Source organism: Acidiphilium sp. PM, assembly GCF_000219295.1.
GTDB classification, from domain to species: domain Bacteria; phylum Pseudomonadota; class Alphaproteobacteria; order Acetobacterales; family Acetobacteraceae; genus Acidiphilium; species Acidiphilium multivorum.
On the sequence record NZ_AFPR01000105.1, the window covers coordinates 28682 to 46546 of the forward strand.

Genomic DNA, 17865 nt, shown 5'->3' on the forward strand with positions numbered 1-17865 from the left:
CGACGTGACCGATACGCCTGTTATAACGTGCGGAAACCATGATGATTCTCACTCCTGATCCCCAGACATCACATTCCGGCCCCAGGCTACCGATCCGGGCGCTGCGTCCGGATGCCGTGGAACCGTTTCTCGCCACCGCAGATACGCCGACCGCAGCATCTGTCCGCATGCAGGGATTTACGGGGCAGGCCTCTGCGGTGGTTCTCCTACACGGCCCGAATGGCTGTTCGGGTGCATTGCTCGGGCTTGGCGACCGACCTACCCAGGCCACGTTCGGCGATTTGCACACGAAGTTGCCGCCGGGCGCCGAATGGTCGCTGCTGCCAGGCGACTACGATCCTGGCCAGGCATGGCTTGGAATTGCCCTGGGTACCTACCGATTCGAGCGGTTTCGTAGGCCCCGGCCTCCTCTGCCTCGGATTTCGGTCGACCACGCGCCCGACCGGGCCCGGCACCTCGCGTCCGCGATCTGCTTCGCGCGCGACCTCATCAATACACCAGCCAATCATCTCGGCCCTTCCGATCTAGCCGATGCGGGAACCACCCTGGCGGAACGCTACGGCGCCGCCGTCAGGCGAATCAGAGGCGCGGAACTTGAAGACGGATATCCCGCGGTGCACGCGGTGGGCGCCGGTTCAGAGCGCCCACCGGAGGTCCTGCAGTTCAACTGGGGCAGCGACAGTTCTCATCCGCTGATCTCGCTTTGCGGCAAGGGAGTTTGTTTTGATTCCGGCGGTTACGACCTCAAGCCGAGCGCCGCAATGTTACGGATGAAGAAGGATATGGGCGGCGCCGCAATTGCCCTCGGAGTCGCGCAGGCCGTGATGGCGCTGAATCTTCCGGTTCGGCTCGATGTGCGGATCGGCTGCGTTGAGAACAGCGTGTCCGGACACGCGATGCGCCCCCTCGACATCATCCGCACGCGCGCGGGCCTGAATGTGGAGGTAGGCAACACCGACGCCGAGGGCCGACTGGTCCTGGCCGACCTGCTAGCCGACGCAGCCGACGCAAAGCCCCATTGGCTGATCGATTTCGCGACGCTGACGGGGGCGGCCCGCGTTGCCCTCGGGCCGGATCTGCCGGCACTTTTCTCGAATGATGATGCGCTCGCCAACGGGCTCTTAGCGGCGGGCACGGCCGCCGATGATCCGCTCTGGCGCCTGCCGTTATGGCAAGGTTACGAATCCTGGCTGGACAGCCCAACCGCTGACCTGAATTCGGTCGCCTCGAAGCCGTTCGCCGGGGCGATCATCGCAGCCCTGTTCCTGCGCCGCTTCGTCCCCTCCGGAACGCCCTGGGCACATATCGACACCTACGCGTGGAACGACTCTACCAGAGCGGGAAAGCCTGAGGGCGGCGAGGCGCAGGCCCTTCAGGCCACTTTTGGCGCCATCGAAGCCCTTGCCAGCGTATCGACCACGAAACGGCCTTGATAATGACCCATGAATTAAGGCAAATATTCGGCAATGGAATTGCAATGTTTTCATGTTTCAATGTCTTGTGCGTAAGCTTCAGGATTCATAATTGATCTCAGGTTGTCCTCCTGAGACAAGGCTGCACGTAATTCGATCGTCCCTTTTTGGGAGGCCTGAGACCGCCAGTTCCCTCTGGTGATCATGAGCGTCAGACAACCGGAGAGGAGAAAAAGTTGCATGGGCCAGCAAATGAATTCTGAGGAGCTCGTCGGGGTTCTACGAGACACGATCGTTGCTCTGGTGAGACGTGAGGGGGTCGACCTGTCGGCACGACAGCTCGGCGTATTCCTCACTTGTTATCTGAATGATGACGCTCATACCGTCCGCGGGCTTGCGAGCGAACTCAACGTGTCGAAGCCCGCCATCACCCGGGCCCTCGACCGTCTGTCCGATCTCGATCTCGCCCGCCGGAAGGTCGATCCGTCGGATCGCCGCAGCGTTCTGGTGCAGCGCACGACCAAAGGTTCGGCTTTTCTGCGGGAAATCCGTAGCGTCATGACCGAGGTGACAAGTGACGGACGCAGCCGTCCGGAGCAGACGAGCCGCCGTTCGGTCGCGGCAAACTGAGTGGAATACGGGAACGGAATGATTGCCAGAAGAGCTTTGCTGGGCATTGCCGCAACCGGCGTTGCGGCATCCTTTTCCCCTGCGTGGTCGGCCCCCCTTTCGTCCGGCCACACACAGCAGGTCCTGGGTAAAGTTCTCGATTACCTGAACAGCCTGAAGACCGTCACCGCCCGCTTCATGCAGGTTGGCCCCGATGGTTCCGTCCGAACCGGCACCGCCATCGTGCAGCGCCCTGGGAAAATGCGGTTCGAATATGACAAGCCGGACCCTCAACTGCTCGTCGCGGGCTTCGGGTTGCTTGTGTATCACGATCCGCAGCTGGACCAGACAACCAACATTCCGCTGTCGTCCACGCCTCTCGGCATCCTTCTCGCCAAGCACATAACCTTCGGCGGCGATGTCAAGCTCCTGCGCGTCTCGACGCCACCAGGGGAAATCCAGGTCACGCTGACGCGGGCGGGCAGGGAAGCGCAGGGCCACATCACCCTCGTCTTCTCGACCAATCCGATCGAGTTGCGGCAATGGCGGCTTACCGACGCGCAAGACCGCGTGACCCAGGTCAGCTTGTACGACCTGAAGCCGGCCGCACCGTTCCCCGACAAAACCTTCGAATTCGTTCCCGGCTACAACACGAACTGAACCCGTGGAAGCCCAGGCGGCAACCACGGCCGCAACTCTGGCAGTCCCCAGCGCGATGCTGACACGGCGTTCCGGATTTGCGAGAAAGTCGAGCATGATATCGCGGTCATCGAAACTGATCGGCATTTCCTGTTGCCGAAAGCTCTTCGGCGTTTTCGGAATGCTCAATCATGCGGCCTCGGACACATATGTCCGGGCCGTCGACCTGGTCATCGGTGGCGTCCCTGTTCTGATTCCGGCCAATGGCGACCGTTCGCATGTCGACACCCTGCTTGACCGGCTGGACGGGCTGATCCTGACCGGTAGCCGCAGCAATGTGGCGGCGGTGTTCTACGGCGGCCCACCGCAACCGCCGGACGACGCGCCCGAGGATCCGGAACGAGACCGCGTGACGCTGCCGCTTGTCCGTGGCGCGGTCGCAAGGGGCCTGCCGGTTCTGGCCATCTGCCGCGGCCTCCAGGAACTGAATGTCGCCCTCGGCGGCACGTTGCATCAGCGGTTGCAGGATCTGCCTGGGCGCATCGACCATTCGACGCCGATGCAGCCACACGCCCCGGTGCGAACCGGAAAGGCCCATCACGTCACGTTGCGCTCCGGCGGACGTCTCGCCCGGATCGTGGAAAGCAACCTTCTCTCCGTCAACTCCCTTCACAATCAGGGAATCGACCGGCTGGCCCCCGGCCTGCTGGTCGAGGCCCGCGCCACGGATGGAACCATTGAAGCGGTGACAGGGACCGGTCCGGGCTATCTGGTCGGTGTGCAATGGCATCCGGAATATGATTTCGAACATGATGCGGCATCCCGCCGCATTTTCGAGAGCTTCGGGGCCGCCGTGAACAAGGCGGTCTGATCAGTCACAACAAAGGCAGGAACAGAATATGTCCGAATTCGTGATCGCACCGCCGGCAATACCGGCTGTTCCCGTTGCAGGCGGTGGGCTCTTCCCGGTCCGACGCATCTTCTGTGTCGGCCGCAATTACGCGGCGCACACGCGGGAAATGGGGGGCGATCCGAATCGCGAGCCGCCGTTCTTCTTCACCAAACCCGCCGATGCGATTGCGCTGGGCGACAGCGTCCCCTTCCCTTCGGCAACGCAGAACCTTCATCACGAGATGGAACTCGTCGTGGCGCTGGGCGCAGGCGGCCGGGATATCCCGTCCGACGCGGCGCTGGCCCATATCTATGGCTATGCGGCCGGCGTGGATCTGACCCGCCGGGATCTGCAGGACGAAGCAAAGTCGCTTCGCCGTCCGTGGGACATGAGCAAGGGTTTCGATCTCTCTGCGCCGATCAGCCTCATTGTTCCGGCCGCACGAATTGGTCATCCTGCTGCTGGCCGCATCTCCCTCGCGGTGAATGGCGAGCGGCGCCAGAACGGCGATCTGTCCGACATGATCTGGCCGGTCGCCGACATTATCTCGTTCCTCTCGTCCCTCGTGGAACTGAAGCCGGGCGATCTGATCTATACCGGCACGCCCGATGGCGTCGGCCAGATCCAACCAGGCGACCGCGTTTACGGCGTCATCGATGGCGTCGGCGAACTGGAATTCACCCTCGCATGACCGCTCTGACCGTCGCGACCTGGAACATAAATTCGGTTCGACTCCGTCGGGATCTGCTGCATAGTCTCATGGATCAGGCCGCGCCCGATATCGTTTGCCTGCAGGAAACCAAGGTCCCCGACGACCTTTTCCCGGAAGACCTCGGCGCGGCACTCGGCCTGCCTCATGTGCTCAAACGCGGCATGAAAGGTTATAACGGCGTTGCGATCCTCTCCCGCCTTCCGCTTACAGCGGTCGAGGCTACGCCCGACTGGTGCATGAAATCGGACTGCCGGCACATTGCCGCGAGAATCGATACCGGAACCGATCCGCTTGTGCTGCACAATTTCTACGTCCCTGCCGGCGGCGATATCCCTGATCGGGCAGAGAACCCGAAATATGGGCACAAGCTCGATTTCATTGCGGAAGCCCGCGACCACTTCGCAATGAACCGCCCGCATCGCACCATGCTGGTGGGTGATCTGAATATCGCGCCGCTGGAAAACGATGTCTGGAGCCACAAGCAGCTATTGAACGTCGTTAGCCATACGCCGCCGGAAACCGAGGGTCTGAACGCCTGGCGGGCCGAAGGTTTCATCGACGCCATCCGGCATTTCGTCCCCGATGACCAGAAGCTTTTCACCTGGTGGTCTTATCGGAACAGGGACTGGCGGGCCTCCAACAGGGGCCGGCGACTCGATCACATCTGGGTCTCGACGGACCTGATCGGCAATCTGGCGCGCCATGCCATTCTTCAGGACGCCCGGGACTGGGAACGCGGTTCCGATCACGTCCCGGTGGTGTTGACCCTCGACCTGTAGAACTCGAGCGTGCGCTGCAGAGTCCGGCGCGCGGCGGCGGCTTCACGGCCAAGCGCGATCAGATCCGGGATCTGCGCGGGCCGGCGGAAAACGCTTTTCAGGACCTGTTCGATGGAGATTCGGCCGTCGGGGCCGAGCGCCACGAGGGCAGCCGGCGGCAAACGCCGTCGCGCTGGATCGGCAATCGCGCGCAATACGGCAAAATCCAGACCGTACTCGGCGGCAACACGCGCAACGGCCGCTGATTCGAGATCGATCGCGGCAGCTCCGGTCGACGCGAACAGCACCCGCTTGTGTTCAGGGGTCACGGCCACGCTCCCGCCACCGATCAGGGCATCCACAGTCGCCCCCCCGAACATCTCCGTCAGCCGGAGCTCGCAAGAATACGTAGCCTTTTGTGAATCAAGGACCTTTCGCGGCACAAGAAGCGTTCCCGCCGCAAGGCCCGGATCCAGTCCTCCGGCAAGACCAAAGCTGATCAGCGCCGAAACCGCTTTGTCCTGAGCCAGAGTTCGGGCAGCATGCAGGGCACCGTCAGGAGTTCCGCCGCCGACAACCACCCTGGCTCTTACCCCACGCAGCAGGGCGGCTTCCGCAGTCAGTCCAGTCACAAAACCCAGCATGACGCTGCGCGGGTGCTCAGCGCGGGCTGAGCACCATGATCATCTGACGGTTTTCCATCTTCGGCATCTGCTCGACCTTGGTATCGGTTTCCATATCGAGTCGGATGCGCTCGAGCACCTTCACGCCGAGTTCCTGATGCGCCATTTCACGCCCGCGGAACCGCAGCGTGACCTTCACCTTGTCCCCATCGCCGATAAAGCTCTTCATGGCGCGCAGCTTCACCTGATAATCGTTCTCGTCGATGTTCGGGCGGACCTTGATCTCCTTGATCTCGATCACTTTCTGCTTCTTGCGCGCCTCGTTCTTTTTCTTCTGCTGCTCGTACTTGAACTTGCCATAATCGAGCAGCTTGCAGACCGGCGGGTCCGCGTTCGGGCTGATTTCAACGAGGTCCAGTCCCACCTCGCCGGCGCGGCGCTGCGCCTCTCTGGTGCTCATCACCCCCAGCATTTCACCATCCTGGTCGATGAGACGGACCTGGGGCACACGAATGTCTTCATTGACGCGCGGGCCTTCGCGGCTGGGCGGGCTCGGCGGAACGGGTAGTCTGGCTATGTCGCTCTCCTGTCGTTGTGGAAGAAACGCGAATACGAGATCTTCGCTCTAGACGATATCGGGCTGTCAAGGCAACAGAACAAGCGCCATCCCCATCGGGGGGTCAGTTCCGCGGGAACGGATCAACCTCGTAGCGGACCGCGACCAGCACCAGCCCATCCGGCGGTGCGGTCGGCCCCGCCGCCGAGCGATCGCGCGCCGCGAGCGCCTCGGCCACGCGACCGACGCGCCAGCGCCCCTCACCCACCAGCTTGAGTGTTCCAACCATGTTCCGCACCTGGTGGTGAAGAAAACTGCGTGCCTCCGCCTCGATCACGACCGTTTCGCCGTCCCGCCGGACATCGAGCCGATCGAGCGTGCGCAGCGGCGAATTCGCCTGGCACGAGCTGGCCCGGAAACTGGTGAAATCGTGGCGTCCCAGCAGCGACTGGGCCGCTTCGTGCATGGCCGGAGCATCGAGCGGCGCCTTCACGTGCCAGACGAACCCATCCCGCAGGGCCGGCCGGGCGGATCGATTAAGAATCAAATAGCGATAGGCCCGCCCGATCGCCGAAAATCGCGGACTCCACGCCGCCGACGGCGCAGGCGCCGCCTCGATTACCGCCACCGCGTGCGGCTTCATGTGGAAATTCAGCGCTTCGCGTACCGCCCGCGCATCGAGCCGGTCCGGTAGTTCCAGCGCCGCGACCTGTCCAGCGGCATGAACACCGGCATCGGTGCGGCCAGCAACCACGCTGTCAGGCACATCGCCGCCACATAGCCGGGATGCGGCCGTCTCCAGCACTTCCTGCACCGACAGCCCGTTCTCCTGGCGCTGCCAGCCCACAAAGCCCCGGCCGTCATATTCGAGCCTGAGCGCCCAGCGCCTCACCCCAGACGCGTCCCGATGGCGACCGGATGGCCGCGCAGGAACGCCTCGGCCGGCATTGCGGCCCGCCCCGCGCGCTGAACAAGAGTCGGCCGTATCGCAGCATCGCCGCAGGCAATGGCCAGGCGGTCATCAAGCACCGTTCCCGGTTCGCCCTGCCCCGCCGCCGGTTCGGCGCGGATAATCTTGAGCGCCTCGCCGTCGAGCCGCGTCTCCGTTCCCGGCCAAGGCCGGAATGCCCGAATCCGCCGCAGAATCACTGCGGCAGATGCCGACCAGTCGATCTCCGCGTCCGCCTTCGAGAGTTTCGGAGCATAGGTCACCCCCCCCTCCGGTTGCGGCACAGGCGGAAAATTCCCGTCAAGCACCTTGATGACCAGCGCGGCACCCAGATCGGCGAGCCGGTCAAGCAGATCCACCGTTGTATCCTCAGGGCCGATCGGCACCGCTTCGGCCAGCAGCGTCGCCCCGGTGTCGAGCCCCTCATCCATCTGCATGATGGTCACGCCGGTCTGCGCATCCCCCGCAAGAATCGCGGCATGGATCGGCGCGGCTCCACGCCAGCGCGGCAGCAGACTCGCGTGGATATTGATGCAGCCGCGTCGCGGGGCGACCAGCATGTCCGCTGGAAGAATCTGTCCATAGGCGGCGACGACTGCGGCATCGAGGTCGAGCGCGCGAAAATAGGCCCGCTCGGCATCATCCCGGCGCAGGCGCTCCGGCGTCCGCACCGTCAGGCCGAGCGCCTCCGCAGCCTCATGAACCGGGCATTTGTGAATGCGATGGCCCCGCCCGACCGGTCGCGGCGGCTGGCAATAGACCGCGACGATATCATGGCCCGCCGCATGCAGCGCCCGCAGCGCCGGCACCGCGAATCCAGGCGATCCCATGAACGCGAGACGCATCAGCGTGCCGGCTTCCGCGCGGCCTTTTCGCGCAGATCCTTCGCGAGCTTGCGCAGGATCATGTTCCGTTTGAGCGCCGACAGATGATCGACGAACAGGACCCCGTCGAGATGATCGATCTCGTGCTGGATGCAGGCCGCCAGCAACCCGTCGGCATCGATCGTTCGCTTCTTGCCGTCCTCGTCCTCGAATGCCACGCTGATCTGCCCCGGCCGGATCACCTCGGCATACTGACCCGGCAGCGACAGGCAGCCCTCCTCGCGCGAGACGAGTTCTTCGCTCCGCGCCGTGATCTCGGGATTGATCATGACCATCGGCTGCTTCTGGTCGTCCGGCGCCAGATCCATCACCACCAGACGCAGCGACACGCCGATCTGCGGCGCAGCGAGGCCGATACCCGGCGCGCGGTACATCGCTGCGAACATCCGCGGCACCAGTTCCGCCACGTCGTCACGGTCCGCGCCGACCACACGGCGCGCTTTCATCCGCAGCCGCTTGTCGGGAACAATCAGGATCTCCGGGATTCCGGCATCCGCAATATCGGTCGTCGCACTCATGGCCGGCATGTAGCCCCGCCGCCGCGCCCGATCAATCGGTACTTGCAATGGACGCGATTTATGCCCATTTCGGAGGTGCGAAACGCCGTCCGGGTTTCGCTTGTCTCGCTCGAAAGGAGGAGGCTTTGACAACTCGCGTTTTTACTTCGCCCTTGTTTCTGGGCTTTGATCATCTTGAACAGGTGATCGAACGTGCCGCCAAGACGTCGTCGGAAGGGTATCCGCCCTACAACATCGAGCAACTCAGCTCGACAAGCCTGCGGATCACCATCGCCGTTGCCGGTTTCACGATGGACGATCTCCAGATCACGCAGGAAGACAACCAGCTGGTGATCCGGGGCCGCCAGAACGACGACATGCAGGGGCGTATCTTCCTGCATCGCGGAATAGCCGCGCGTCAGTTCCAGCGGGCTTTCGTTCTCGCGGAAGGTATCGAGGTCAAGGGCGCCTGGCTCGATAACGGGCTCCTGCATATCGACCTCGCCCGGCCATTGCCGGAAGCGAAGATCCGCACGATCGCCATCAAGAAGGGAGCAGGCGGCCAAAACGGCGCCAGCTCAGCACGCACGCTCGACAGTGATGCAGTTGCGTCGCGCATCGTTGGGCGTGAACTTCAGGAGGGTTCCTGACATGAACATCAAGACCCATGACGGTATCGCCGAAGACGCGCCGTTCCAGGCGTTTCTCGATCCGCATCAGATCACCGAGGCCCAGCTCGCCGAACTCGGACTCGAGGAAATCGCCTATGTCCGCCCGATCATGACACCGAACGGACCGGCCTTCGGCGTCTTCGCCGCCAACGGCGTGCCTATGGCCGTCGCAGCCGACAACAGCGTTGCCCGTGCCGCGATCGTCCAGCACGAACTGGCGCCAGTCTCGGTTCACTGAACCAAGCGCCGCAGCCTGCCGGCCTGAAATGATACCTCAGGTTTTCAATCGGCAGGTTTTCAATCGGCGGGCATGACACCAGCGGGACAGGTCACTCCTGTCCCGCCAAGCCCGCAATAACCGTCAGGGTTCTTGGCCAGATATTGCTGGTGATAGGCTTCGGCGAAAAAGAACGTCGGCGCGGGGAGGATTTCTGTCGTGATTCTGCCGAAACCGGCCTCGGACAGCACGTTCTGATACGCGTCGCGGGACAACTCGGCGAGGCGAAGCTGTTCGTCGGACAAGGCGTAGATCGCCGAGCGATACTGCGTGCCAATGTCACCACCCTGGCGCATGCCCTGCGTCGGGTCATGGTTTTCCCAGAACAGCTTCAACAGGTTCTGATATGAGGTCGCCCGCGGATCGAACACGACCAGCACGACTTCGGCATGGCCCGTGCGACCGGAACACACCTCCTCATAGGTGGGGTTCGGCGTAAATCCGCCAGCATAGCCCACGGCCGTGACCAGCACGCCCGGCGCTTGCCAGAACTTGCGTTCCGCGCCCCAGAAACAGCCAAGACCGAAGATCGCGACTTCCGATCCTGGCGGATAGGGCTCTGCGAGCCGCGCGCCGCTGACGTAGTGGAATTCCGGAATCGGCATCGGCGTCGCCCGCCCCGGCAGCGCCTCACCGGCTGTCGGCATCCGTGTCTTCATCGTGCTCATAATCGCCCTGATCTGATCCACCAGCGTCATGCACCATGCTCCGGCGCAACCTTGTCAGGCCAGTTCGGCCAGCAGCGAGAGTTGCGCGTCCCGCGGCTCGGCGTGGTCGGTCAACGGAATAGGATAATCACCGCTGAAGCAGGCATCGCAATAGGCCGGATCAGCGGCGTCGCGCCCCTGGTGGCCAAGCGCGCGATACAGCCCGTCGATCGAGATGAACGCCAGGCTGTCCACGCCGATCAGCGCGGCCATCTCGGCTTCGCTGTTGCGGGCGGCGAGCAGCTTGCCGCGCTCAGGCGTGTCGATGCCATAGAAGCAGGAATGCGTTGTCGGGGGCGAGGAAATCCGCATATGCACTTCGCGCGCCCCTGCCGCGCGCACCATCTCGACGATCTTCTTCGACGTCGTGCCGCGCACGATCGAATCGTCCACCAGCACGACGCGCTTGCCCTCGAGCGCCGGCCGGTTCGCCGAATGCTTGAGCCGCACGCCGAGATGGCGGATCTGATCGGTCGGCTCGATGAAGGTCCGCCCGACATAATGGTTACGGATAATGCCCAGTTCGAAGGGAATGCCGCTCCGCTCGGCATAACCCATCGCCGCCGGCACGCCAGAATCCGGAACCGGGACGATCAGGTCGGCTTCCACCGGCGATTCCTGCGCCAGTTCGCTGCCTATGCGCTTGCGCGCGGCATAGACCGACATGCCGTCGACGATCGAATCAGGACGCGCGAAGTAGATATATTCGAACACGCAGAAGCGCGGCTTCTGCGGCACGAACGGCTTGAGGCTCCGCACCCCGCCACGGTCGATCGCAACGATCTCGCCAGGCTCGATATCGCGCACGAACTCGGCGCCGACCATCTCCAGCGCGCAGCTTTCCGATGCCAGCACCCAGCCCGGCCCGCTTCCATCGGCACCGTGCGTGCGGCCGAGGATCAAAGGCCGGACCCCAAGCGGGTCCCTTACGCCAATCAGCATGTCATTGGTCAGGGCAACCAGCGAGTACGCACCCTGGACCTGCTTGAGCGCGTCGATCAGACGGTCGAGCACTGTCGCATAGAGGCTGATCGCGATCAGATGAACGAAAACCTCCGAGTCGGTCGTCGACTGGAACAGACAGCCCCGCCGCACCAGGGCGCGCTTCAGCGTATGGGCATTGGTCAGGTTGCCATTATGGCCGACAGCCAGACCACCGAACTCGAATTCGGCGAACAATGGCTGCACATTGCGCAGAAGCGTTGCGCCGGTCGTCGCATAGCGGTTGTGTCCGATCGCCCGCGTGCCAGGCAAACCCGCCATGACCTTGGCATCGCCGTAATTGTCACCGACCAGGCCAATCCCCTTGTGCGCGTGAAAACGCACCCCGTCATGGGTGACGATGCCTGTCGCCTCCTGGCCGCGATGCTGGAGCGCGTGCAGACCAAGCGCCGTGATCGCCGCCGCATCGGTGACGTTCCAGACGCCAACGACGCCACACTCCTCGTGCAGCTTGTCATCGTCGTCGCGAATGACTGGATTTTCGGATTGTGTCACGCCGCCTGATCCCCTTGCGACCGGAAACTGTCACATAATGCCTAGGTTCGGCCCTGTCGAGGATCGAACCATGCCCAACCTTACTGGCTGGGTCCTGTTCCGCCTGCGGCGGAACTGACCGGCGCAGCGGCCGGCGCCGCCGCAGGGCCGATCCTGTCGACGTGCGGCCGGTAGGCCGCCGGCAAGAACGCCACCAGGAAAGCCGATCCGTTCTCCGCGTAGGTGAGGAATTTCGCCCGCCGGATCGCCGACGGCCATTCGGATGGCTGGAGAAAGATCGAAAGGGCGATATAGGCGAGACAGACGATCACCGCCCCGCGCACGAGGCCGAACGCGAGCCCCAGCGTGCGATCGACGCCTGAAAGCACCGAATCCCGCACCATCGAACCAAGCCATGCGCTCAGGATCGACAGGACGATCAGAACAACGATGAACACGATCCCGATCGACACCGGCAGAACCAGTTTGGGGTTTCCCACAATGCCGGTGATCTGGGGTTCGACCAGCGGGTAAGAGACGAAAGCAGCCAGGCCCGCGCCAATCCAGGCGCCGATGCCCAGCACCTCGCGCACAAAGCCACGGGCCAGCGCCAGTAGGCCGGACAAAAGAACGACACCGATCGCGATACCGTCAGCCCAGGTCATCACGCCTCCTCCCCATTGCCGGTCACTGCGCCCATGGCCGCGACAAGATCGCTCAGATGCCCGTATTCCGCGAGAACCATCCCCTCCGGCGCCGACAACCGCCTCGTCCCGCCGGCGACACGACGCGGTAGGGCCGCCCGGCCGAAGCCGAGCTTCGCCGCCTCCTTGAGCCGCAATTCCACCTGCGCCACCTGCCGCAATTCGCCCGACAATCCGATCTCGCCGAAAAACACCGTCTCCGGATCGGCGGGCACGCCGCTCGCGGCGGAGATCAGCGCGGCGGCCACGGCGAGGTCCGCGGCCGGTTCCGAGACGCGCAACCCGCCGGCGACATTGAGATAGACGTCATGCCCGCCCAGTTTCAGGCCGCAGCGCGCATCGAGCACCGCCAGCAGCATCGACAGCCGCCCTTGGTCCCAGCCGATCACCGAGCGCCGCGCCGAGCCCGCGCCATTGGCGGAGAGCAGCGCCTGCACCTCCATCAGCACCGGGCGCGATCCTTCAAGGCCGGCAAACACCGCGCTGCCGGTCACGTTGCCATGCCGCTCGGCAAGAAACAGGGCCGAAGGGTTCGCCACCTCGGCCAGCCCCCGTCCGGTCATCTCGAAGACGCCGATCTCGTCGGTCGCGCCGAACCGGTTTTTTGCTCCGCGCAGGATCCGGAACTGGTGGCCGCGATCACCTTCGAAGTGCAGCACCACATCCACCATGTGCTCCAGCACGCGCGGTCCGGCGAGCGCGCCCTCCTTGGTCACATGGCCAACGAGCATCAGCGCGAATCCCTGCGTCTTCGCGGCCTGGATCAGGGCGAAGGCATTGGCGCGCACCTGGCTGACCGTACCGGGCGCAGACTCGACTGTCTCGTCCCAGATCGTCTGGATACTGTCGATCACGACCAGCGCCGCGTCACGTTCGGCGCGCAATGACCCCAGAATATCGGCCAGCACCGTTGCCGAAGCCAGATTGACCGGCGCCGTCTTGAGATCGAGCCGTTCGGCGCGAAGCCTGATCTGCGCGACCGACTCCTCGCCCGACACATACAGCACCCGCCGCCCGGAAGCGGCAAGCCGGGCCGCCGCCTGCAACAGGAGCGTCGATTTCCCGATTCCCGGATCGCCGCCGACAAGAATGGCAGAGGCCGGCACCATGCCACCGCCGAGCACACGATCGAACTCCTCGATTCCGAGCGGAATCCGCGGCGGCGGCGGCGTCTCCCCGGCCAGACCGACGAAGTCGATCCCCCGCCCGGCCTGAACCGCCGCCTTGCGTCCGGTGCCGGTGGGCACGACCGCCTGCGGCTCGAGCGTGTTCCATGCGCCGCAGGCCTCGCACCTTCCGGCCCATTTCGGCGCCACGGCACCGCACTCATTGCAGACAAAACGGGTGGCACTCTTCGCCATTCAGGCTGCCGCCCCGGACGGACCGCGCATCAGCTGGGCCGCCAGCCGAACCGCGTGAACAGGAATTGGCGCAGCGCCAGCAGCGCTTCGGGCGACGCGGCGATCGGCGCCAGCGCGACCGCCGCACCGTTAACGGTCAGGCTGATTGCGCTCGCCGTCGCCGCCGATTGCAAGGCGGATCCCTGAATCGCCCCAAGTGCAGCCTGCCGCCAGAGCGCGACCGACGCCGCCGGCGTCAGATGCGGCAAAACCATGATGAAATCGAGGCGGCTCGCCGCCGCGACGCCCTGGAACGCCCGCTCGAGCGGTGGCGACAGCGCCTTCGCGTGCCGTATCCCGGCAAGCTCGGCAACTGTCGGCACGTTCGCGAAACGCGGATCCCGTACTGTTCGTCCCGCCTGGTCAACGGTACCGAGTGAACAGATCGCCACGCCACCTTCGGCCTGGAGGGATGCGAGATCGGCAGGAATATCCTCACCAGTCAGCATCACCGCGTCGACTTCGCCAAGCCCGAACGCGCGCGCCACGGCCGTCGTGCCGCGCAGTCCGAAAATCGGCGAAATCGGCACCCCCAAACGCTCGAACGCCAGAATGGCGGCCAGGTCCGGACTTTCCGGCGCGGCGGCGGCAAGGCGGACCGGCGCCGCTTGCGCCAGTCGGCCAGCCCCGCCGCGCAACACGATCACGCCGGAACTGAGTCCGGCGAGGATCGGAATCCACTCACCCGGCCGGAAATGCACGCGCGGATCGCCGGTCAGGAAAGCAATCGACGACTCGCCCGGCAACAGCGCGGCCGTATGACCGTCGGATACCATCAATGTCTGCAGGCGATTTGCGCCGGTCACCCCATCTTGCCCGCCGACGGTCTCGATGCGGAGCGGCGTTCTGGGTGAGAGGATTTTCTCCAGGCCAAGCGCAATCGCGCGCCCCCAGCGATCGGCCTGCCCGCCAGGCAGGCCACCGACAACAATCCGGTAGGACCCGCCAAATGTATCGGCAAAGATCGCGTTGGCAGGCGTAGGGAGATCGCTGGCGCGCGCAAAAGGTAGGGCAGAGCCGGCGATGATCGTTCCAAGCGCACCGAGCGCGGCACGGCGCTTCACGGTTCGAGGCCTCGCGGCCCGAACCTATTGATCGTAGCTGACAAGGGCTTCGAACGGCACATCGAGACGATCCCTGCCTTTCAGGAACGCCAGCTCGATCAACGCGGCGGCGGCCGGAACCTCTGCGCCCACCTTCCGCAGCAGCTTGATACCGGCGGCCATCGTCCCTCCGGTGGCAAGCAGGTCATCGACGACGACAACCCGCTGGCCCGGCTGGACCGCATCGGCCTGGATCTCGATCCGGTCCTGCCCATACTCGAGATCGTAGTCGTAGCCGACAGTCGCGCCGGGCAACTTGCCGCGCTTGCGCAGCATGATGAAGCCGCAACCGAGCTTGAGGGCGAGCGGCGCGGCAAGGATGAAGCCGCGGCTCTCGACGCCTGCAAGCAGGTCCGGGTGATGCGCGCGCACTACCTTGGCAAGCCGTCCCATCGCCACCTGCCACGCATCCGCATGGCGGATCAGGGTCGAGATATCGTAGAAGAGGATCCCCGGTTTCGGGAAATCGGGGATGCCGCGGATATGATCCTTGAGATTCATGGCGCCGGTATAGCCGAGGTATCGTCTGTGGCAACCCGATCCGGTGGCGCACGCTTCAAAACCTGCGCCACGCTGAATTGAAGCGGCGCCGCTCTCGTCACTCCTGGGGCGATCGGCTATGCATCGGACCAGCACAGGCGCCGTTTCCGCTCGACGTGGCGGAACGCTTCCGCTACACAACATATAGAGGTAGATATCGTCATGGACCGTCGTTCGCTACTAGGAATGGTAGGTGGGCTTGCGACCGCAGGCTCTCTGGGGATCGCCTTTCCGGCGGCCGCCGCGGAAACGAAAGCCGATTCCCCCTATTCGATCCGCAGCCTCGGCAATCCGAATGCCCCCGTAACCGTCTATGAATATTTTTCCCTCAACTGTCCGCATTGCGCCGAATTCGCCACGCACGCGCTGCCCAAGGTCATCGAAAGCTACGTCAAGCCAGGCAAGGTCTATTACGTCTTCAAGGACTTCCCGCTGAACGAGGACGCACTCTGGGCCGCGCAGATCGCCCGCGCGCTGCCGGCGAAGGCATATTATCCGTTCATCTCGGAACTCTTCCGCACGCAGGATGAATGGGCCTACGCGCCGGGGCTGAAAACGCCCAAGGATTACCAGAACGCCCTGTTCCGCTACGCCGCCCTCGCCGGCATGGACCGCACGACGTTCGACGCCGCCATAGCCAACAAGAAGCTGCGCGCCTTCGTCCTCAACGAACTGAACGACGCCGAGAAGACCTACAAGGTCAATTCGACCCCGACCTTCATCATCAATGGCCGCAAGCGGGAGGGAGCGGTTTCGTTCGACACCTTCTCCTCCTGGCTGAAGGCCGCGTAGGTCCGGCTTGCCCGCGCGTTTCGCCCGCCTGCGGATCAGCGGGTTCAAGAGTTTCGCCGATCCGACCACGATCGACATCCTGCCAGGGCTGACCGGCATCATTGGGCCGAACGGCTGCGGCAAGTCGAACGTGGTCGACGCGCTGCGCTGGGCGATGGGCGAAGCCAGCGCCAAGTCCCTGCGCGGCGGCGAGATGGAGGACGTCATTTTCGCCGGCACGATGGCGCGTGCTGCGCGAAATCTTGCCGAAGTGTCGATCACCCTGACCGACACCGCGGGCCTCGCCCCGGTTCCGTTCCAGAACGAGCCGGAACTCCAGGTCTCGCGCAAGATCGAGCGCGGCAGCGGCAGTTCGTACCGGATCAACGGGCGCGAAGTGCGCGCGCGCGATGTCGCGACCCTGTTCGCCGACCTCGCCTCCGGTGCCCGCAATTCTGCGATGATCAGCCAGGGCCGGGTTTCCGCCCTGGTGAACGCCCGCCCGGACGAGCGGCGCGCCCTGCTGGAGGAAGCCGCCGGCATCACCGGCCTGCACGCCCGCCGGCACGAGGCCGAACTCAAGCTGCGGGCGGCCGAGCAGAACCTTCTCCGGGCCGACGACCTGCGCGCCCAGCAGGAGGCGCGCCTCGCCGAGTTGCGCAAGCAGGCCCGCCAGGCCAATCGCTACCGGAACATCTCGGGGTTGATCCGCGACGCCGAGGCTGAATATCTCGCCATCGAACGCGAGCTCGCCGAACGCCGGCGCCGGGCGGCGCGCGCGCAGTTCGCCGAGGCCGAAGCAGCGGTTGGCCACGCCGAAAAGCTTCGCGACGACGTGCTGGGCCGCGAAACCTCGCAGAACGATGCGCTGCCGGCCTTGCGCGCGCGCGAAGCGGACACGCGCACACGCCTCGAGCGCGCACGGATCCTCGCCGAGCAGATCGATGCCGAGATCGCGCGCCTCGAAGCGGCCCGGCGCGAAGCCGAAGCGCGGGTGGCCACCCTGCGAAAGGACCATGCCGGCGCCGAACGGATCGCGCGCGACGCCGAAGCCGCCGCGATCCGGCTGGAGGCCGAGCGGTCGCAACTCGCCGCCGATCACGAACTGGCTCCCGCCCGAATCGAGCAGGCGCGGCGCGAGGCCGAGGCCGCGTCGGCCGCACTCGCCCAGTGCGAAGCCGCAACCCAACAGGCGACGGAAGCCGCCGCCCGCGCCCAGGCCCAGCGTCAGGCCATGGAAACCCCGGCTGACCCAGGCCCGCGGCACCGCCGGCCAGGCGGATCGCCGGGCCCGCGAAGCCGAAGCCGCGCACGCCACAGCACAGGCCGCCCTCGTTTCTCCCGAACGTCTCGCCGCGGCGGAAGCCACCCGCGAGGCAGCCGAACGGGCAGTGGCTGCAGCTGAAACCACCTATGCCGAGGCCCAGAACAGGGTGCAGGGGGCGGAAACGCGGCGCACGGAAGCCCATGCTGCCGCGATCCGCGCCCGCTCTGCCGCAACCGAGGCGGATGCCGCGGCGGCGCGGCTCAAGGCCGAAACCGATGCGCTGAAAGCCCTGCTCGCCCAGAAATTCGGCCGCGACCCCGACCCGGTGCTGGACCGCATCAAGGTTCCCGCAGGGCTGGAAACGGCACTGGGCGCCGCGCTGGGCGCCGAGCTCTCGGCGGGCGAGCAGGCCAGCGCC

General features: G+C 64.8%; 21 protein-coding genes. 10 read left to right on the forward strand and 11 right to left on the reverse strand.

Annotated elements, in window-relative coordinates; all coding sequences use genetic code 11:
* Positions 1–41 precede the first annotated feature (41 nt).
* From APM_RS05220 to APM_RS05245, 6 genes are all read left to right on the forward strand, one after another.
* On the forward strand, positions 42–1433 hold the full coding sequence (locus APM_RS05220) for a M17 family metallopeptidase (protein WP_007422309.1): 1392 nt from the start codon (positions 42–44) through the stop codon (positions 1431–1433).
* Positions 1434–1652: 219 nt separating this feature from the next.
* Positions 1653–2042, forward strand: a complete 390-nt coding sequence (locus APM_RS05225; RefSeq protein WP_007422310.1) for a MarR family transcriptional regulator — start codon at positions 1653–1655, stop codon at positions 2040–2042.
* Positions 2043–2681: an outer membrane lipoprotein carrier protein LolA gene (locus APM_RS05230; protein WP_241763111.1), complete on the forward strand. Its 639-nt coding sequence runs from the start codon at positions 2043–2045 to the stop codon at positions 2679–2681. It abuts the gene before it with no gap.
* Between the two features lie 94 nt (positions 2682–2775).
* A complete protein-coding gene (locus tag APM_RS05235; RefSeq protein WP_007422312.1) occupies positions 2776–3531 on the forward strand; it encodes a gamma-glutamyl-gamma-aminobutyrate hydrolase family protein in 756 nt (251 codons plus the stop codon).
* Between the two features lie 28 nt (positions 3532–3559).
* Entirely contained in the window at positions 3560–4243 is a 684-nt protein-coding gene (locus tag APM_RS05240) for a fumarylacetoacetate hydrolase family protein (protein ID WP_007422313.1), read from the forward strand.
* Entirely contained in the window at positions 4240–5043 is an 804-nt protein-coding gene (locus tag APM_RS05245; RefSeq protein WP_007422314.1) for an exodeoxyribonuclease III, read from the forward strand. The genes APM_RS05240 and APM_RS05245 overlap by 4 nt, the downstream gene beginning before the upstream one ends.
* On the opposite strand, the gene APM_RS22530 is transcribed toward APM_RS05245, so the two are convergent.
* From APM_RS22530 to def, 5 genes are all read right to left on the reverse strand, one after another.
* The gene (locus tag APM_RS22530) at positions 5010–5666 is read right to left on the reverse strand and encodes a hypothetical protein (protein ID WP_241763112.1); all 657 of its coding nucleotides are present in this window, start codon (positions 5664–5666) and stop codon (positions 5010–5012) included. The genes APM_RS05245 and APM_RS22530 overlap by 34 nt on opposite strands.
* Before the next feature lie 16 nt (positions 5667–5682).
* Complete coding sequence (gene infC / locus APM_RS05255; RefSeq protein WP_035185014.1) at positions 5683–6222, reverse strand: translation initiation factor IF-3; 540 nt, start codon at positions 6220–6222, stop codon at positions 5683–5685.
* 103 nt (positions 6223–6325) lie between these two features.
* Entirely contained in the window at positions 6326–7093 is a 768-nt protein-coding gene (truA, locus tag APM_RS05260; RefSeq protein WP_007422317.1) for a tRNA pseudouridine(38-40) synthase TruA, read from the reverse strand.
* Positions 7090–7995 (reverse strand): methionyl-tRNA formyltransferase, encoded by a 906-nt coding sequence (fmt, locus tag APM_RS05265; protein ID WP_007422318.1) that lies wholly within the window; start codon positions 7993–7995, stop codon positions 7090–7092. The genes truA and fmt overlap by 4 nt, the downstream gene beginning before the upstream one ends.
* A complete protein-coding gene (gene def, locus APM_RS05270; RefSeq protein ID WP_007422319.1) occupies positions 7995–8561 on the reverse strand; it encodes a peptide deformylase in 567 nt (188 codons plus the stop codon). Before def ends, fmt begins: the two co-directional genes overlap by 1 nt.
* 116 nt (positions 8562–8677) lie before the next feature.
* Here def and APM_RS05275 point away from each other — a divergent pair, with 116 nt between their 5' ends.
* Entirely contained in the window at positions 8678–9181 is a 504-nt protein-coding gene (locus APM_RS05275; RefSeq protein ID WP_007422320.1) for an Hsp20 family protein, read from the forward strand.
* Between the two features lies 1 nt (position 9182).
* Positions 9183–9440 (forward strand): DUF1150 family protein, encoded by a 258-nt coding sequence (locus APM_RS05280; RefSeq protein ID WP_007422321.1) that lies wholly within the window; start codon positions 9183–9185, stop codon positions 9438–9440.
* 59 nt (positions 9441–9499) lie between these two features.
* Here APM_RS05280 and msrA read toward each other — a convergent pair whose 3' ends face one another.
* The 6 genes from msrA to APM_RS05310 form a co-directional block, all read right to left on the reverse strand.
* Positions 9500–10177, reverse strand: coding sequence for a peptide-methionine (S)-S-oxide reductase MsrA (msrA, locus tag APM_RS05285; protein WP_007422322.1), 678 nt, complete (start codon positions 10175–10177; stop codon positions 9500–9502).
* 24 nt (positions 10178–10201) lie between these two features.
* Positions 10202–11683 carry an amidophosphoribosyltransferase gene (gene purF, locus APM_RS05290; RefSeq protein ID WP_007422323.1) on the reverse strand — a complete coding sequence of 494 codons (1482 nt, stop codon included), beginning with the start codon at positions 11681–11683 and terminating at the stop codon, positions 10202–10204.
* 80 nt (positions 11684–11763) lie between these two features.
* Positions 11764–12327 carry a CvpA family protein gene (locus APM_RS05295; RefSeq protein WP_007422324.1) on the reverse strand — a complete coding sequence of 188 codons (564 nt, stop codon included), beginning with the start codon at positions 12325–12327 and terminating at the stop codon, positions 11764–11766.
* A complete protein-coding gene (radA, locus tag APM_RS05300; RefSeq protein WP_011941505.1) occupies positions 12327–13727 on the reverse strand; it encodes a DNA repair protein RadA in 1401 nt (466 codons plus the stop codon). The genes APM_RS05295 and radA overlap by 1 nt, the downstream gene beginning before the upstream one ends.
* Before the next feature lie 29 nt (positions 13728–13756).
* Entirely contained in the window at positions 13757–14830 is a 1074-nt protein-coding gene (locus APM_RS05305) for a hypothetical protein (protein ID WP_007422326.1), read from the reverse strand.
* A gap of 24 nt (positions 14831–14854) precedes the next feature.
* Positions 14855–15370, reverse strand: a complete 516-nt coding sequence (locus APM_RS05310; RefSeq protein WP_011941503.1) for an adenine phosphoribosyltransferase — start codon at positions 15368–15370, stop codon at positions 14855–14857.
* Positions 15371–15571: 201 nt separating this feature from the next.
* Here APM_RS05310 and APM_RS05315 point away from each other — a divergent pair, with 201 nt between their 5' ends.
* Together APM_RS05315 and APM_RS23065 are read left to right on the forward strand one after the other, a co-directional pair.
* Complete coding sequence (locus APM_RS05315; protein WP_013639445.1) at positions 15572–16201, forward strand: DsbA family protein; 630 nt, start codon at positions 15572–15574, stop codon at positions 16199–16201.
* A 7-nt stretch (positions 16202–16208) separates the two neighbouring features.
* A complete protein-coding gene (locus tag APM_RS23065) occupies positions 16209–17585 on the forward strand; it encodes an AAA family ATPase (protein ID WP_007422329.1) in 1377 nt (458 codons plus the stop codon).
* The last annotated feature ends 280 nt before the right edge of the window (positions 17586–17865 follow it).

What these genes read in the sequence shown, in the direction of transcription:
- APM_RS05315 (WP_013639445.1), top strand. Translation starts at nt 15,572, where the DNA reads ATGGACCGTCGTTCGCTACTAGGAATGGTAGGTGGGCTTGCGACCGCA.
- APM_RS05225 (WP_007422310.1), top strand. Translation starts at nt 1,653, where the DNA reads ATGGGCCAGCAAATGAATTCTGAGGAGCTCGTCGGGGTTCTACGAGAC.
- msrA (WP_007422322.1), bottom strand. Translation starts at nt 10,177, where the DNA reads ATGACGCTGGTGGATCAGATCAGGGCGATTATGAGCACGATGAAGACA.
- APM_RS05245 (WP_007422314.1), top strand. Translation starts at nt 4,240, where the DNA reads ATGACCGCTCTGACCGTCGCGACCTGGAACATAAATTCGGTTCGACTC.
- APM_RS05310 (WP_011941503.1), bottom strand. Translation starts at nt 15,370, where the DNA reads ATGAATCTCAAGGATCATATCCGCGGCATCCCCGATTTCCCGAAACCG.
- APM_RS05240 (WP_007422313.1), top strand. Translation starts at nt 3,560, where the DNA reads ATGTCCGAATTCGTGATCGCACCGCCGGCAATACCGGCTGTTCCCGTT.
- def (WP_007422319.1), bottom strand. Translation starts at nt 8,561, where the DNA reads ATGCCGGCCATGAGTGCGACGACCGATATTGCGGATGCCGGAATCCCG.
- fmt (WP_007422318.1), bottom strand. Translation starts at nt 7,995, where the DNA reads ATGCGTCTCGCGTTCATGGGATCGCCTGGATTCGCGGTGCCGGCGCTG.
- APM_RS05280 (WP_007422321.1), top strand. Translation starts at nt 9,183, where the DNA reads ATGAACATCAAGACCCATGACGGTATCGCCGAAGACGCGCCGTTCCAG.
- APM_RS22530 (WP_241763112.1), bottom strand. Translation starts at nt 5,666, where the DNA reads ATGCTGGGTTTTGTGACTGGACTGACTGCGGAAGCCGCCCTGCTGCGT.
- radA (WP_011941505.1), bottom strand. Translation starts at nt 13,727, where the DNA reads ATGGCGAAGAGTGCCACCCGTTTTGTCTGCAATGAGTGCGGTGCCGTG.
- APM_RS05235 (WP_007422312.1), top strand. Translation starts at nt 2,776, where the DNA reads ATGATATCGCGGTCATCGAAACTGATCGGCATTTCCTGTTGCCGAAAG.
- APM_RS05295 (WP_007422324.1), bottom strand. Translation starts at nt 12,327, where the DNA reads ATGACCTGGGCTGACGGTATCGCGATCGGTGTCGTTCTTTTGTCCGGC.
- APM_RS05220 (WP_007422309.1), top strand. Translation starts at nt 42, where the DNA reads ATGATTCTCACTCCTGATCCCCAGACATCACATTCCGGCCCCAGGCTA.